This is a genomic window from Thioclava sp. F42-5, assembly GCF_002213195.1.
In the GTDB taxonomy this organism is placed as follows: Bacteria; Pseudomonadota; Alphaproteobacteria; order Rhodobacterales; family Rhodobacteraceae; genus Thioclava; species Thioclava nitratireducens.
Genome location: NZ_NBNZ01000006.1, coordinates 167,926 through 182,200, shown reverse-complemented (window position 1 = coordinate 182,200; position 14,275 = coordinate 167,926). Strand labels below are relative to the sequence as shown.

At 65.2% G+C, this 14,275-nt stretch carries 15 protein-coding genes; 2 read left to right on the top strand and 13 right to left on the bottom strand.

Going from position 1 to position 14,275, the window contains the following annotated elements; genetic code table 11:
• Positions 1 to 16: 16 nt before the first annotated feature.
• The 11 genes from mltG to B6V74_RS15675 all read right to left on the bottom strand — a co-directional run bounded on the left by mltG (position 17) and on the right by B6V74_RS15675 (position 10,371).
• A complete protein-coding gene (mltG, locus tag B6V74_RS15725; RefSeq protein ID WP_075775032.1) occupies positions 17 to 1,183 on the bottom strand; it encodes an endolytic transglycosylase MltG in 1,167 nt (388 codons plus the stop codon).
• Positions 1,183 to 2,445: a beta-ketoacyl-ACP synthase II gene (gene fabF, locus B6V74_RS15720; protein WP_075775033.1), complete on the bottom strand. Its 1,263-nt coding sequence runs from the start codon at positions 2,443 to 2,445 to the stop codon at positions 1,183 to 1,185. The genes mltG and fabF overlap by 1 nt, the downstream gene beginning before the upstream one ends.
• A gap of 89 nt (positions 2,446 to 2,534) precedes the next feature.
• A complete protein-coding gene (locus tag B6V74_RS15715) occupies positions 2,535 to 3,980 on the bottom strand; it encodes a GGDEF domain-containing protein (protein WP_088723337.1) in 1,446 nt (481 codons plus the stop codon).
• Between the two features lie 144 nt (positions 3,981 to 4,124).
• Positions 4,125 to 4,673 carry an RNA 2',3'-cyclic phosphodiesterase gene (gene thpR, locus B6V74_RS15710; RefSeq protein WP_088723336.1) on the bottom strand — a complete coding sequence of 183 codons (549 nt, stop codon included), beginning with the start codon at positions 4,671 to 4,673 and terminating at the stop codon, positions 4,125 to 4,127.
• A gap of 102 nt (positions 4,674 to 4,775) precedes the next feature.
• Complete coding sequence (locus tag B6V74_RS15705) at positions 4,776 to 5,009, bottom strand: acyl carrier protein (RefSeq protein WP_075775036.1); 234 nt, start codon at positions 5,007 to 5,009, stop codon at positions 4,776 to 4,778.
• Between the two features lie 215 nt (positions 5,010 to 5,224).
• Entirely contained in the window at positions 5,225 to 5,962 is a 738-nt protein-coding gene (fabG, locus tag B6V74_RS15700) for a 3-oxoacyl-[acyl-carrier-protein] reductase (protein WP_075775139.1), read from the bottom strand.
• A gap of 222 nt (positions 5,963 to 6,184) precedes the next feature.
• Entirely contained in the window at positions 6,185 to 7,114 is a 930-nt protein-coding gene (gene fabD, locus B6V74_RS15695) for an ACP S-malonyltransferase (RefSeq protein ID WP_088723335.1), read from the bottom strand.
• Between the two features lie 91 nt (positions 7,115 to 7,205).
• On the bottom strand, positions 7,206 to 7,760 hold the full coding sequence (locus B6V74_RS15690; RefSeq protein WP_088723334.1) for a sugar O-acetyltransferase: 555 nt from the start codon (positions 7,758 to 7,760) through the stop codon (positions 7,206 to 7,208).
• Between the two features lie 81 nt (positions 7,761 to 7,841).
• The gene (locus tag B6V74_RS15685) at positions 7,842 to 8,273 is read right to left on the bottom strand and encodes a glyoxalase superfamily protein (protein ID WP_088723333.1); all 432 of its coding nucleotides are present in this window, start codon (positions 8,271 to 8,273) and stop codon (positions 7,842 to 7,844) included.
• A 281-nt stretch (positions 8,274 to 8,554) separates the two neighbouring features.
• Positions 8,555 to 9,961, bottom strand: a complete 1,407-nt coding sequence (glnA, locus tag B6V74_RS15680) for a type I glutamate--ammonia ligase (RefSeq protein WP_075775040.1) — start codon at positions 9,959 to 9,961, stop codon at positions 8,555 to 8,557.
• A 71-nt stretch (positions 9,962 to 10,032) separates the two neighbouring features.
• The gene (locus B6V74_RS15675; protein ID WP_075775041.1) at positions 10,033 to 10,371 is read right to left on the bottom strand and encodes a P-II family nitrogen regulator; all 339 of its coding nucleotides are present in this window, start codon (positions 10,369 to 10,371) and stop codon (positions 10,033 to 10,035) included.
• 187 nt (positions 10,372 to 10,558) lie between these two features.
• Between B6V74_RS15675 and B6V74_RS15670 the strand changes: the two genes are divergently transcribed.
• Positions 10,559 to 12,136 (top strand): NAD(P)H-hydrate dehydratase, encoded by a 1,578-nt coding sequence (locus tag B6V74_RS15670; protein ID WP_088723332.1) that lies wholly within the window; start codon positions 10,559 to 10,561, stop codon positions 12,134 to 12,136.
• Between the two features lie 76 nt (positions 12,137 to 12,212).
• Here the strand turns inward: B6V74_RS15670 and B6V74_RS15665 are convergent, their stop codons facing one another.
• Positions 12,213 to 12,413, bottom strand: a complete 201-nt coding sequence (locus B6V74_RS15665) for a hypothetical protein (protein ID WP_088723331.1) — start codon at positions 12,411 to 12,413, stop codon at positions 12,213 to 12,215.
• Between the two features lie 215 nt (positions 12,414 to 12,628).
• Here B6V74_RS15665 and B6V74_RS15660 point away from each other — a divergent pair, with 215 nt between their 5' ends.
• On the top strand, positions 12,629 to 13,384 hold the full coding sequence (locus B6V74_RS15660; protein ID WP_168184240.1) for a Crp/Fnr family transcriptional regulator: 756 nt from the start codon (positions 12,629 to 12,631) through the stop codon (positions 13,382 to 13,384).
• Between the two features lie 6 nt (positions 13,385 to 13,390).
• On the opposite strand, the gene B6V74_RS15655 is transcribed toward B6V74_RS15660, so the two are convergent.
• A complete protein-coding gene (locus tag B6V74_RS15655) occupies positions 13,391 to 14,122 on the bottom strand; it encodes a Crp/Fnr family transcriptional regulator (RefSeq protein ID WP_088723329.1) in 732 nt (243 codons plus the stop codon).
• Positions 14,123 to 14,275: the final 153 nt, after the last annotated feature.

Sequence of the window (14,275 nt, the reverse complement as noted above, 5' to 3'; positions counted from 1 at the left end):
GGTTCTTTACGTGATATCAGTTACTTGATGCGTCTTCCTGACGCTGCTTCTCGATCTCGCGCCACTTCGCCACGTTCTTGTTATGCTCTTCGATCGTGCTCGAGAAGGCATGCCCGCCAGACCCATCTGCCACGAAGAACAGGTAGTCGGTCGAATCGGGATGCAACGCCGCCTCGATCGCCGCCTTGCCCGGGTTCGCGATCGGTCCGGGCGGCAGCCCGTCGATGACATAGGTGTTGTAGGGCGTCGCCTTGCGCAGCTCGGACTGCCGCAGCCCGCGGCCCAGCACACCCTTGCCTTCGGTCACGCCGTAGATCACCGTCGGGTCGGTCTGCAGCTTCATGCCCTTTTCGAGACGGTTGATGAAGACGCTTGCCACTTCGGGGCGCTCAGCGGGCACGCCGGTTTCCTTCTCGACGATCGAGGCCATGGTCAGCGCCTGCTGCGGATCGTCATAGGGCAGCCCCTCGGCACGTCCGTCCCAGGCATCGGCGAGGATCTTCGACTGCCGCTCGGACATCAGATCGATCAGCGCCTGCCGGTCGGCCCCGCGCGTCACCTCGTAGCTGTCGGGCGCGAGCGTGCCTTCCCCCGGCACCCCGTCGATCTTGCCCGACAGGAAGCTCGCTTCCTTAAGCCCCTGCACGATCTGCCAGCTGGTCACACCATCGACGACGGTCACGCGGGTACGCACATCGACGCGGTCGGCCTTTTCCTCGAAGCCTTCGGGCGGCTTTTCGCTCTCGGGATTGTATTCCGCGACCTTCTGGTAATCGCCCGTGGTCGGGTCCAGCTCGCGCAGCAGCACCTCGTTGCCGTTCACGCCGATCCGGAACACCAGCTCCGAGCCGCAGGTCGAAGGCCCGCCAGATGTGATCTGCCCCACGATGGATTGCATCGAGGTGTTCGGCTCGATCAGGTAGGAGCCGAATTTCAGCTTGTCGGCCTTCTCCTCATACTGCGCACCGGTGCGGAAGAGATAGGAAGAGGAGATAGCCCCCTTCTCCTTCAGCTTCGACGACACGCCCTGCAGGCTTTCGCCCGGCGCGACGCGCAGGCACATCGCCTCCGCAAGCGGGCCGGGCTCGACATATTGGTTCTTCGCCCAGGCGACCAAACCGCCAAGCGCGACGAGAATGACGATCAGCAGCGTCAGGAAATTCGAGACGATGTTACGCCACATCAGCTATCCACCTTGCCCATCACGAGGCTCGCATTGGTGCCACCGAAGCCGAAGCTGTTGGACAGCGCGACGTCGATCTTGCGCTTGACCGCGGTCTTCGGCGCGAGGTCGATCACGGCCTCTTCCGGCGGATTGTCGAGGTTCAGCGTCGGCGGTGCGATCTGATCGCGGATCGCGAGGATCGAGAAGATCGCCTCCACTGCGCCAGCCGCACCCAAAAGGTGGCCGACCGAGGACTTGGTCGAGCTCATCGTGGCTTTCGACGCCGCATCGCCCAGCAGGCGCTGCACCGCCCCCAGCTCGATCACGTCGGCCATGGTCGAGGTGCCATGCGCGTTGATGTAATCCACCTGATCGGGGTTCAGATCGGCCCGCTCCAGCGCCGCTTTCATCGCGCGGAAGCCGCCATCGCCATCCTCGGACGGCGCGGTGATGTGATAGGCGTCGCCCGACAGGCCATAGCCCAGCACCTCGGCATAGATCTTCGCGCCGCGCGCCTTGGCGTGCTCGTATTCCTCCAGCACGACGCAGCCCGCGCCCTCGCCCATCACGAACCCGTCGCGATCGGCATCCCATGGACGGCTCGCGGCCTCCGGCTCGTTGCCGCGCTTGGTCGAGAGCGCCTTGCAGGCGTTGAAGCCCGCGATACCGATCTCCGAGATCGGGCTTTCCGCACCGCCGGCGACCATCACATCGGCATCGCCCAGCATGATCAGACGCGCGGCATCGCCAATGGCATGCGCGCCGGTCGAGCAGGCGGTGACGACCGCATGGTTCGGCCCCTTGAAGCCAAACCGGATCGAGACCTGCCCCGAGACGAGGTTGATCAGCGCGCCCGGGATGAAGAACGGGCTGACACGGCGGACACCCTTTTCCTTGATGAGAACTGCGGTATCGGCGATCGAGCTGAGCCCCCCGATCCCCGAACCGATCATCACGCCGGTGCGCAGGCGACCCTCTTCATCCTCGGGCTCCCAGCCGGAATCCTTTACGGCCTGCGTCGCAGCCGCCATCCCGTAGAGGATGAAATCGTCGACCTTGCGGCGCTCTTTCGGCTCCATCCAGTCGTCGGGATTGAACGTGCCGTCGGAGCCGTCGCCCAGCGGAATTTCGCAGGCGTATTTCGTGGTCACGTTGGACGCATCGAAGCGCGAGATCGTCCCCGCCCCCGACTGACCCGCGATGAGCCGCGACCAGGTCTCCTCGACCCCGCAAGCCAGCGGCGTGACCATCCCCAGACCCGTGACAACTACCCGGCGCATGCGTGACCTCTTTCTCAGCAAAATATCTTGCCAGACCTGATACACGCGGGCGCGCAAAGGCGCAATCACAACCCAAAGCGGCAGGCGGGTTACCGTCCGGCGAATGGCTGCAGTTCGGACGGGTTTCCGCCGCGTCGCGCGACCGGTTCAGGCTGGCACGCAGACTTCAGCTTGAGCGCCTCGACCCGCGTGTCCGGCGCGGCAAAGGGCGGCGCCGAGGCGCGGAGTTCGAAGGAGGGCTGCGCCAGCAGAACCCGGTTGCGCCCGCGGTTCTTCGCCGCGTAGAGCGCCCCGTCCGCCCGCGCATAAAGGCTCCGCAGTTCCTCGCCGCACTCCCATTCGGCGACCCCGATGGAGACGGTGACCCGCAGACCAGGCGCCTGCTGCCCCTCGAAACCCAGCGCGGCCACGGCGGCGCGAAGCCGCTCCGCCGCCTCGAGGCCCTCGGTCAGCCGCGCGCCGGGCAGGATCACCGCGAATTCATCGCCACCGATCCGTGCCAGCGTGTCCTCCAGCCGCAATTGCGCGCGCATCTTGCGCCCCGCGCGGCGCAGCACCAGATCGCCGAGCGCATGCCCACCGCGATTGTTGACCTGCCTGAAATGGTCGATATCGATCATCAGCGCGGTGAACGGGACCCCCTCGCCCATCCCCTGGCTAAAGGCTTGCTGAAACCGCCGCGACAGCATCTCGCGATTGAAAAGCCCGGTCAGCCCGTCCCGCATCGCGCGGTTGAGAAGTTTCCGCTCCACGGCACGCCGCGCATGATCCGTCCGCTCCAGCGAGACCGCCATCAGGATGATCAGGCCGACATTCACCCCCACGATCGTCGCGAGCAGCAGCAGCATTTCCGCGCGCGTGGCCAATTCGGGATCGGCGAGCAGGTAGAAGGTTCCCAGAAGGATCGGCGCGACCACGCCCAGCAGCATCTGCGCCCGCGCTTGCCGGCCCGACGCGTGTTCGTTGAGCAGCACCCGCATCACCCCGCGGTCGCCGCGGCAGATCACCCCGGCATAGGCCAGACAGAGGATCGCCACCGAGGCGCCGAGCGACATCTCCCCCGACAGATGATCGTGGACGAAAACATGCGAGAACAGATACATCAACGCGCCACCGAAAACCGTCATATGGGCAACGGTGCCGATCAGGTAGGCCCGCGCCTCGACCGCAAAAAACGCCGCCGCCGTCATCGCGAGAAGCGTCGCGGCGCTCGGCTCGATCACGGGTACGCCGTCCCACCGGTACAGCGGCGCGAGCGCGGGCACGCCCCGCCCGAGGCAAAGCAGCAGGCTCGCCGCGGCCAGCCCACGCGCCCCGATCCGTACCTCCCGGCCACAGGAGAGCGCCCCCGCCAGAGCCAGCACCGCGCCCGCCGTCCCGGTTCCCATCCCGATCCACCCGTTCAGCGCGCGCAACGGCTCCGGGCCGACGCCCGACTGAACGGCCAATCGGGAGATCAGACCCAAAGCGGCAAGCGTCGCCGCGAAAGACAAAAGGGGGCGGACCGCAACCTGCGCCCGGCGAAAGACTGACATGTGACTACCAAGATCTGCACGGGCATTGAGCGTTTGTCGTAAAGCGCCCGCGATAGGATCAGGAGACGGCCCAATTCGTTAACAAACGATTAACACCCACTCTCAAGAGCCGCGTTTTCGTTCACATCTTCCTTAATATATGTCTTATGACATAAAATAACTGGCAAGCATCTCGTGGCGCGGCGGCCCATGCCCAAGAGTCGAGCGGATCAGCGCCACGTGATCGGGGCCGAATCCCGGCAAGCGCACCGCCCCCTCGCGGGCCATGAATCGCCCCAGCCGGGCCAAATCCCCTGCTCCTGCCCGCTTGCCGAACCGTGCCAGCGTCACATGCGGGCGGAAGCGTCGCCGCGGCAGGTCGATCCCCGCCGCTCGCGCCGCCGCCATCACCGCACGGTGCCAGCGGAGCAGCTCGGGATCGGCCTGTACACCCAGTACCAGCGCCTCGGGCCGCGCCGGGCTGCCGAAGGTCTCCAGCCCTGCCAACACCACCTCCGGCCCCGGCGCCCAGTCGATTTCGCGCAACCTGTCGTCCAGAGCCTCCAGCTGTCCGACGTCGATCTCGTCGAGAAAGGCCAGCGTCAGGTGGAGGTTCTCCGGTTGCACGATCCGCCCCGCGGCCAGATCGGCCTGCAACCGCTCGATCGCCTCGATATGCTCCTCGGGCAACTCGATCGCGACGAAACTCCGCATGCAATCCTCCCCGACACCCGCGCGTCTGGCGCAAAAGAAAAGCGGCGCTCCGGTTTCCCGAAGCGCCGCCCTTAACTCTCTCTCAGCGTCAGCCGTTAAGGCTTACTGCGCTTCCGAGATGAATTTAACCGCATCGCCGACGGTCTGAATGTTCTCGGCGGCGTCATCGGGGATCTCGATGCCGAACTCTTCTTCGAAGGCCATGACCAGCTCGACCGTATCGAGGCTGTCCGCACCGAGGTCGTCGATGAACGAGGCGCTCTCAGTGACCTTGTCCTCTTCCACGCCGAGATGCTCCACGACGATCTTCTTCACGCGATCAGCGATGTCGCTCATGTCAATTCCTCAAAGTTTATAGGGCCTAGCCCGTTCATGCTTGCTCGTTTACGAGCGTCTCAACCCGCGCGCCCCGGGTCAACCCGAAGACCGCAATTCAGAGCCGTGGCTGTTACGCCCGGCTCGTCTGCAGCGCTCTTAGCGATTGCCGTGGCCCATGGCAAGACGTTTCTCCACCCTAACAAAGGCGGCCATGCCGTTGGGTCACAAAGACGTCAGGCCATCGTCCCGCCGCCGTTGACATGCAGCACCGCGCCGGTGACGTAGCCCGCCTCGGGGCTCGCGAGATAGCGCACGGCGGCAGCGATTTCTTCGGGCGTGCCCATGCGCCCGGCCGGGATGCCCGACAGGATCGCGTCTTTCTGAGCATCGGTGAGCTTGTCCGTCATCGGCGTCTCGATGAAGCCCGGCGCCACGCAGTTCACCGTCACGCCGCGAGTCGCGACTTCCTGCGCGAGCGATTTCGACGCGCCGACGAGACCCGCCTTGGCTGCGGCATAGTTCACCTGGCCGGGATTGCCGGTCTGGCCGACCACCGAGGTGATGTTGATGATCCGGCCCCAGCGCGCCTTCATCATCGGGCGAAGAACCGCGCGCATCAGGCGGAACGCCGCCGTCAGGTTCACGTCGATCACCGATTGCCAATCCTCGTCCGACATCCGCATCACCAGCTGGTCGCGCGTGATTCCGGCATTGTTCACGAGGATGTCCAGACCGCCCATCGCATCGATCGCCGCTTTCGGCAGCGCCTCGACGCTTTCGGGATCGCTCAGGTTGGCCGGGCAGACATAGGCACCCTCGCCCAGCTCGGCGGCCAGCGCTTCGAGCGGCTCGACCCGCGTGCCCGACAGCGCCACGGCCGCGCCGCCCGCATGGAGCGCTCGCGCGATCTCGGCTCCGATCCCGCCGGAAGCTCCGGTCACCAGCGCGCGCTTGCCTTTCAAATCGAACATCATGCTACCTCGTTTCTAAGTCGACGCTCTCTTATCAGCGAATGTGTCGTTAGGGAACTCCAAGTGCCACACGCCAAGGTTGCGCCCGCCGGAATAGGCGCTCCGCCGCGTGCGACGCCACATGGAAAGGCCGTCCGGTTCGATGGCGACCCCGGACGGCCTCGCCTTCCTCTTGGCGGAAATATCCCAGGGGGTCCGGGGGAGGATCCCCCGGCTCAGCCCTCAGTCCTTCAGCGCGGCGACCTCTTCCGGCGTGCCGATCGCCCGGCAGGTGATGTCCTTGGCGATCCGCCGGACCATCCCTGCGAGCGCCTTGCCCGCGCCGATCTCCCAGATTTCGTCGACGCCCTGAGCGGCCATCCACGCGACGCTCTCGCGCCAGCGCACCGAACCCGTGACCTGCTCAACCAGAAGTTCGCGGATCAGGGCCGGATCACTCACCGCCTCTGCACGGACATTGGCGACCAGCGGCACCACCGGCGCCTTGATCTCGACCTGCGACAGCGCGGCGTCCATCGCATCGGCGGCGGGCTGCATCAGCGCGCAATGGAACGGGGCAGAGACCGGAAGCATCACGGCCCGCTTCGCGCCCGCTTCCTTGGCGAGCGCCGTGGCCCGCTCGACCGCCGCCTTGTTGCCCGAGATCACCACCTGGCTCGGATCGTTGTCGTTTGCAGCCTGACAGACCTCGCCCTGCGCCGCCTCGGCAGCGACTTTCGACGCCGCCTCGAAATCGAGCCCGAGGATCGCGGCCATCGCGCCGACGCCAACCGGCACCGCCGATTGCATCGCGTCGCCGCGCACGCGCAGCAGGCGTGCGGTGTCGGGCAGGCTCAGCGACCCCGCCGCACAAAGCGCGGAATATTCGCCCAGCGAGTGACCCGCGACATAGGCCGCATCTGTGACCGCAAAGCCCTCGGCTTCCAGCGCCCGCAGCGCCGCGATAGACGTCGCCATCAGCGCGGGCTGCGCGTTGGCGGTCAGCGTCAACTCGTCCTGCTCGCCTTCCCAGATGAGCGCGCTCAGCTTCTGCCCGAGCGCCTCATCGACCTCTTCGAAGACCGCTTTCGAGGCGGGATAGGCGTCGGCCAATGCCTTGCCCATGCCGATGACCTGTGCGCCCTGACCGGGAAATACGAATGCGCGGCTCATGCCTGATCCTCCTGATTGATCTTTGGTTTCCCTTAGCGAGAAGGGCGCGGCGGGGCAAGTTCGCTGCCCTTGGGCACCCCTGCACCGCCTCTCACGCTTTACCGATGATCCGCGCCGGATTGCCCGCGACCGTGGCACCCGCCGGCACGTCGCGCGTCACGACGGCCCCCGCGCCGATCAGCGCGCCATCGCCCACCGTGATCCCCGGCAGGATGATCGCCCCGCCGCCGATCCAGACATCCGCGCCGATCCGCACGGGCCGCCCGAATTCCAACCCGGTCCGGCGCGTCTCCGGATCGCGGGGATGATCGGCGGTCAGGATCTGCACCTTCGGACCGACCTGCGTCCGGTCGCCGATCATCACCGCGACCACATCGAGGATGACACATCCGAAATTCAGAAAGACTCCGGCGCCAAGCCGGATATTGCTGCCGTAATCGCAATGGAACGGTGGGCGGATGCGCGTCCCCTGCCCCACTTCCGCGAACAGCTCCGTCAGCAGCGCGTGGCAGTCCGCGGCACTATGCGCGACGGTCGCGTTGAAACGGTCCATCCACGCCACTGCCCGCGCCATATCGGCTTCGATCTCCGGCCCTTCGGCGCGATACAATTCGCCCGCCAGCATCTTGTCCTTTTCCGATCGCATGATCCCTCCCCGCCATCTCGCCGGACGATCCTGCCCCAGCTACGCGCAAAGAAAAAGGGGCGCTCGATGCGCCCCTTCTCCTCAGTCCAGTTCGAGATGCGCGACCCCGTCGGAGCGCCGCCCGATCGAGCGCCCATCCGCGCCGATGGTCGCGCGCACGCGCCGCCGCATCGAGGAAAACGCAGCACTTTCAACGACATCCACCGGCTCGTCCAGCGCAATTTCGATGTCGTAAAGGGTCTCGCCCTTGCGCCGCAGCGCATGGACGCGGCCGCTCACCGGATGGCCCAGATAGCGCCCGCGCACCGCATCGCCCAAGGCATAGCCCTTCGCGTGTGCAGCCGGTTCGGCACGTCGCAGCGCCGCCACCATCGTGTTCCAGTCGGCATGACCCGCCGCCTGCGCGGTCAACTCATACGCCTTCGACAGCGCAACCGGATTGCCCGCCTGCGCCATCGCCTCGGCCAGACGGCGCGCCTGCGCCTTTACGTCTTTCACTGCATTTACAGTCATCGTTTCGTCTCCACGGGGATGATCCACCGCTTCGGGGCCCGCATTGCCGAAGAGCCCCCGAAAGTAAGGAGAGCGATCGTGAACCGGATTTCACCAAGGGAAACGCCCCGCGGGCGGCAGGCATCCGGCAGCCAAGGCCGAGAGATGGGCGGCGCGGACGCATCTGTCAAGGGACGCAGCCTTACCCGGCGTCCGGCGATGCGAAAGCGCCATAGCAGACGCCCCGAATGCGAAAGGGGCGCCCGACCGGACGCCCCTTCCCATCACTGTCCCTCTCCCGTTCAGCAGGAGTAGTAGTACTTGTATTCCACCGGGTGGGGGGTGTGCTCGAACGCGTACACTTCTTCCCACTTCAGTGCGATGTAGCCCTCGATCTGGTCCTTGGTGAACACGTCACCGGCCAGCAGGAACTCGTGATCCTTCTCGAGCGTCTCGAGCGCTTCACGCAGCGAGGCGCAAACGGTCGGGATCGAGGCCAGTTCTTCCGGCGGCAGATCGTAGAGATCCTTGTCCGAGGACGGGCCCGGATCGATCTTGTTCTTGATGCCGTCGAGGCCGGCCATCAGCAGAGCCGAGAAGCACAGATACGGGTTCGCCGACGGATCGGGGAAACGGGCTTCGACGCGCTTTGCCTTGGGGGATTCCGCCCACGGAATACGGACACAACCCGAGCGGTTGCGGGCCGAGTAGGCGCGCAGAACCGGAGCCTCGAAGCCCGGGATCAGACGCTTGTAGGAGTTGGTCGACGGGTTGGTGAAGGCGTTGAGCGACTTCGCGTGCTTCAGGATACCGCCGATGAACCACAGGGCTTCCTGCGACAGGTCAGCGTATTTGTCGCCTGCAAACAGCGGCTTGCCGTCTTTCCAGATCGACATGTTCACGTGCATGCCGGTGCCGTTGTCGCCGGTGATCGGCTTCGGCATGAAGGTCGCCGATTTGCCATAGGCGTGCGCCACGTTGTGGATGACGTACTTGTACTTCTGGATGTCGTCGGCCTGCTTGGTCAGCGTCCCGAAGATCAGGCCCAGCTCGTGCTGGCACGAGGCCACTTCGTGGTGGTGCTTGTCGACCTTCATGCCCATGCGCTTCATGGTCGAGAGCATTTCCGAACGCAGGTCCTGCGCGTCATCCACCGGGTTGACCGGGAAGTAGCCGCCCTTGACGCCCGGACGATGGCCCATGTTGCCCATCTCGTAATCGGTGTCGGTGTTCCACGCCGCGTCGATCGCGTCGACCTCGTAGGAGACCTTGTTCATCGAGACCGAGAACTTCACGTCGTCGAACAGGAAGAATTCCGCTTCCGGACCGAAGAAGGCCGTATCACCGATGCCCGAGGCAACGAGATAGGCTTCGGCCTTCTCAGCGGTGCCGCGCGGGTCGCGGGCATAGGGCTCGCCGGTGTCGGGCTCGACCACGGTGCAGTGCACGCACATGGTCTTCTCGGCGTAGAAGGGGTCGATATAGACCGAGGACGCGTCCGGGATCAGTTTCATGTCGGACTGATCGATCGACTTCCAGCCGGCGATCGAGGAGCCGTCGAACATGAAGCCTTCTTCGAAGAAATCTTCGTCCACTTCGGTATGCATCAGCGTCACGTGCTGCAGCTTGCCGCGCGGATCGGTGAAGCGCACGTCGACGTATTCGACGTCTTCGTCCTTCATCAGTTTGAGAGCGTCCTTGATGCTCATGTCACATTACCCTTTCGTTGAGCTTGGGTTGTCCCTGGACCCGCAACGGGGTCCGCCGGGAATGCCGGAGGTTACAGCGCGTCGTCGCCCGACTCGCCGGTGCGGATACGGATCGCCTGCTCCATCGGAGAGACGAAGATCTTGCCGTCGCCGATCTTCTCGGTGCGCGCGGCGTTCGTGATCGCCTCGATGGCGGCGTCGACGAGATCGTCGGGCAGCACCATCTCGATCTTCACCTTGGGCAGGAAATCCACGACATATTCGGCGCCGCGATAAAGCTCGGTATGGCCCTTCTGGCGTCCGAACCCTTTCACCTCGATCACCGAAAGGCCCTGAATCCCAACTTCCTGAAGCGCTTCCTTCACTTCATCGAGTTTGAAGGGCTTGATGATCGCCTCCACCTTTTTCATGCCGCCGACTCCTCCGTCAGGTCTTCGTTCCGACCCCCTCAGACCACTTTCCCAAAGCCCCCGCAATCGGCTAGGCTGGCGGAGCGCGGTTTTGAGGTCGGATATCCGAAAAGCGCGCCCGCAATTCGTGCAAGTAGCACAAAAATGCAGCAGTTTGAAAACGATTCCTTCGAAGACCCCGGGGACCATGCCTGAAATCCTGACCGCCAGCCAAATGCGCGAACACGAACAGACCGAGATCGCGCGCGGCGCGGTCACGGGGCTCGAGCTGATGGAGCGTGCCGGGGAAAGCGTGGTCACGGCGATTTTCTCGCGTTGGTCCGATCCGGGGCCTGCGCAGGCTGTGGTGCTGTGCGGGCCGGGCAATAATGGCGGCGACGGCTACGTGATCGCGCGCCTACTGGCCGCGCGCGGCTGGGGTATCGCCTGTTACGCCTATGGCGATCCGGCTCGTCTGCCCCCCGATGCGAAAGCCAATCACGACCGCTGGGCGCAGATCGGGGACGTGCTGCCATGGGACGATGCTGCGATCGAAGGCCGCATCGACGATATGGAGAGCGGGCTGGTGATCGACGCGCTGTTCGGCACCGGCCTGACCCGTCAGATGCCCGAGGACACGGCGAAGACATGGCGCGGGATCTATCCGCGGCGCTTTTCCAATCCATCGGGACCGCGTCCGCATTTCATCGCCGTCGATATCCCCAGCGGCATTTCCTCGGATAGCGGGCGCAATCTCGGGGGGGCATTCCCTGCCGACCTGACGGTCAGTTTCCACCGCGCGAAATGCGGCCATTACCTCGATCCGTCCGACGGGCCCGACCGCCCCGGCGGTGGCGCCTCGATGCGCGGTGCGCTGGTGGTCGCCGATATCGGCCTGCCGCAGGATGCGATCCCCGCGGCTGCGCGGCTGATCGACCGCCCCTCGAATTTCCTGATGAAGCGGACGGGCCACAAGTTCAGCCACGGCCACGCGCTGGTCCTGTCGGGTGGCGCAGGCAAAGGCGGCGCTGCGCGGATGGCTGCACGCGCCGCTCTGCGGGTCGGCGCGGGGCTGGTGACGCTGGCCTGCCCGCCCAAGGCGCTGGCCGAGAACGCCGCCCATCTCGACGCGATCATGCTGAGCGCCCTGCCCGACGCCTATAGCCTGCGCGGGATGCTGGGCGATGAGCGCCTCAACGCGCTCTGCCTCGGGCCCGGTCTGGGCATGTCCCGCGCACAGGAGATGGTGCCGGCGGCGCTTTTGGGCAAACGCGCGACGGTGCTCGATGCCGATGCGCTCAGCGCCTTTTCCTACGACCCGAGCCTGCTCTTCGGCCAGCTCCACGAGGCCTGCGTGCTGACCCCGCATCCGGGCGAGTTCAAACGGCTCTTTCCCGATCTGGCCGAAAAGCTGTCAGGCGACGATCCGACCTATTCCAAACTGGACGCCACCCGCGAGGCGGCTGCGCGCGCGGGCTGCACGGTGCTGCTCAAAGGGGCGGACACCGCGATCGCGGCACCGGACGGGCGCGTGGCGCTGCATTCGGCGACGCAGGACCGCGCGGCCCCGTGGCTCGCGACGGCGGGCGCGGGCGATGTGCTGGCGGGGCTGATCGCGGGGCTTCTTGCGCGCGGGTTCCAACCGTTCGACGCCGCGACCACTGCGGCATGGCTTCATGTCGAGGCGGCACGCAGCTTCGGTCCGGGTCTGATCGCCGAAGACCTGCCCGAAGAACTCCCGAAAGTGTTGCGCGCCCTGATGGCGCGGGACGCTGACCGCGACTGAGCCGCGCCGTCGGGGGGCACGCGGCGCGAAAGTTTCGGGCGGCGAAAGGCAGAGGCCCCTCGCCGCCCGTTGCAGCTTATTGCGCCATCTGCTCGCGCGATTGGTTCTGGTTGCCGTTGCGCGCGCCCGGTGCCGTGTCCGTCGCATCCGCCGGAGCGGTGGCCGGGGCCATGGCGGCTTCGGGAGTGTCGACTGCGTCGGTCCCAGCGGGCCCCGTCATCATATCGCACCCGGCCAGAGCGGCGGTCGCGCCCAGAATGATAAGCCAGTTCTTCATCCGTCTCTCCTTTTGTTGCAGTTCATCTAAGCTCCAATCCGCGGCGCGATTCCTTGATGTTGATCAACGTGCTAGGCGCAAAGCGCGAATTTCCTGCAACTTCGTGTGGAAAGACGCTGAAAAGGCTGGCGCAACACGGTTTTTCGCCCCCGCGGCCCTCGCATCCGAACCTCACCCCGACTAAGCTCTCCCCTGCGACAGGGAGACGAGACGCGATGAACGAACACTCGAAGTCCGGAAAGCGGATCGAGATAGAGGGCGTAGTGGCGCAGGGCAAATTGCAGCGCCTGCTGGACGCGCTGCCGCCGGAGCTGCGCACCGAGATGATACCGCTCTGGCAGAGTATCCGTTTCGCGCCGGGCGACGTGCTGATCGAGGATGGCGAAGTCGCAGACCGGATCGGCTTCGTCGCGGACGGGTTTCTCGCGATGTCGAAAACGCTCCAGGATCGGCATCGCCACATCATCGGGCTGATCACGCCGTCCGACATGTTCGGACGCGCCTTCAACGGCCCGTCGGGCTACCGGATCGAAGCGCTCAGCGATGGCGCGGTCCTGACCTGCGACCGGCAGAAATTCGAAGCGATCCTCGCGCGTTCGCACGCGGCGGAGCGGCTGTTCCTGCTGAGCATCCTCGACGAGCTCGACGCGGCGCGCGAATGGGTGATGGTGCTCGGCAGTTCGAAAGTCGTCGAGCGGCTCGCCTCGCTCCTGATCATCCTGAGCCGCCACAAATACCGCACTCTCGAAAGCTGCGCGCAGGACAACATCAGGCTCGGCCTGCATATCCATATCAAGCGGGTCGATATCGCCCATTTGCTGGGCACCTCGCCTGAATCGCTGAGCCGGGCGTTTCATCAGCTCGAACGCGAGGGCGCGATCCGGATCGTTACACCCTACGATATCGAGATCTCGAATCTCGGAACGCTCGTCGATATTTCCGGCAATTCACTGGAGATGCGCGAGGCCTGAGCGCACTCAGCTCGCCAGAAGCTCCTCCAGCCCCGCGGCCAGCGCGTCGAGATCGTTGAGCCGGAACTGGCGGGTGTTCAGTATGTCGATCAGCCCGTCCTTCTGGAACTGGTGCAGAGACCGGCTGACGGTCTCCTGCGTCGTGGCGAGCAGATCGGCGATGTCCTGACGCGGCAGCAGCATGGTCAAGACGCCGCCGCCATCGGGCAAGGCCTGCCAAGGCATGATATGGCGCGACAGCAGAAGAAGCGCGCGCAGCCGCGCCGCCGGCGCGAAGGCGCCGAGAAGCCAGCTCAACCGCCGCGCCTTCTCGACCCAGCTTTCCGCCTGACGGCACAGCGCCCGGCGCAGTTCGGGCTCCTGATCGATGAGCTGCGCGAAAGTCGCGGCTTCGAAGAGACACAGATCCGTATCGATCACCGCTTCGATCGCGGTGTCCCGATGGCCGTTGAGAAGCTGGCCGATGCTATCGCCCGGGCTGACGAGACCGGTGATCTTGCGCCGCCCGGAGAGCGAATGACTCTGCATCCGCAGCATGCCGCGTTGCACCAGCGCGATGTGCTCGCAGCTGACGTCTTCTTCGCAGAGCCGCTCATTGGCCGCGCAGGAAATCTTGCGCGCCCGTTCGGCGACCCTCGCCAGAGCACGATCCGATAGGGATCCGCAGACGCCTTGGTTGCGAGCGGTGCAACCCGCGCAATGCAAGATTGCCTCTGCATTTCGCAAAGGTGCCGTCATCGCAATCTCCAAAAGGGTTTACCCACACTCTTCGCAGCCACGCTGCGCACTCGTCCTACGGTGCACGATCGAGCTAAGCAAATGGCATACGCCCCTGTCAACACACGCGCTTGATCGTGAGCGGTAGCATCGAAATGCTACCACGAATGTGAC

Excerpts from the sequence above, each read along its gene's own strand:
- mltG (WP_075775032.1), bottom strand. The coding sequence starts at position 1,183 with ATGTGGCGTAACATCGTCTCGAATTTCCTGACGCTGCTGATCGTCATT.
- fabF (WP_075775033.1), bottom strand. The coding sequence starts at position 2,445 with ATGCGCCGGGTAGTTGTCACGGGTCTGGGGATGGTCACGCCGCTGGCT.
- B6V74_RS15715 (WP_088723337.1), bottom strand. The coding sequence starts at position 3,980 with ATGTCAGTCTTTCGCCGGGCGCAGGTTGCGGTCCGCCCCCTTTTGTCT.
- thpR (WP_088723336.1), bottom strand. The coding sequence starts at position 4,673 with ATGCGGAGTTTCGTCGCGATCGAGTTGCCCGAGGAGCATATCGAGGCG.
- B6V74_RS15705 (WP_075775036.1), bottom strand. The coding sequence starts at position 5,009 with ATGAGCGACATCGCTGATCGCGTGAAGAAGATCGTCGTGGAGCATCTC.
- fabG (WP_075775139.1), bottom strand. The coding sequence starts at position 5,962 with ATGTTCGATTTGAAAGGCAAGCGCGCGCTGGTGACCGGAGCTTCCGGC.
- fabD (WP_088723335.1), bottom strand. The coding sequence starts at position 7,114 with ATGAGCCGCGCATTCGTATTTCCCGGTCAGGGCGCACAGGTCATCGGC.
- B6V74_RS15690 (WP_088723334.1), bottom strand. The coding sequence starts at position 7,760 with ATGCGATCGGAAAAGGACAAGATGCTGGCGGGCGAATTGTATCGCGCC.
- B6V74_RS15685 (WP_088723333.1), bottom strand. The coding sequence starts at position 8,273 with ATGACTGTAAATGCAGTGAAAGACGTAAAGGCGCAGGCGCGCCGTCTG.
- glnA (WP_075775040.1), bottom strand. The coding sequence starts at position 9,961 with ATGAGCATCAAGGACGCTCTCAAACTGATGAAGGACGAAGACGTCGAA.
- B6V74_RS15675 (WP_075775041.1), bottom strand. The coding sequence starts at position 10,371 with ATGAAAAAGGTGGAGGCGATCATCAAGCCCTTCAAACTCGATGAAGTG.
- B6V74_RS15670 (WP_088723332.1), top strand. The coding sequence starts at position 10,559 with ATGCCTGAAATCCTGACCGCCAGCCAAATGCGCGAACACGAACAGACC.
- B6V74_RS15665 (WP_088723331.1), bottom strand. The coding sequence starts at position 12,413 with ATGAAGAACTGGCTTATCATTCTGGGCGCGACCGCCGCTCTGGCCGGG.
- B6V74_RS15660 (WP_168184240.1), top strand. The coding sequence starts at position 12,629 with ATGAACGAACACTCGAAGTCCGGAAAGCGGATCGAGATAGAGGGCGTA.
- B6V74_RS15655 (WP_088723329.1), bottom strand. The coding sequence starts at position 14,122 with ATGACGGCACCTTTGCGAAATGCAGAGGCAATCTTGCATTGCGCGGGT.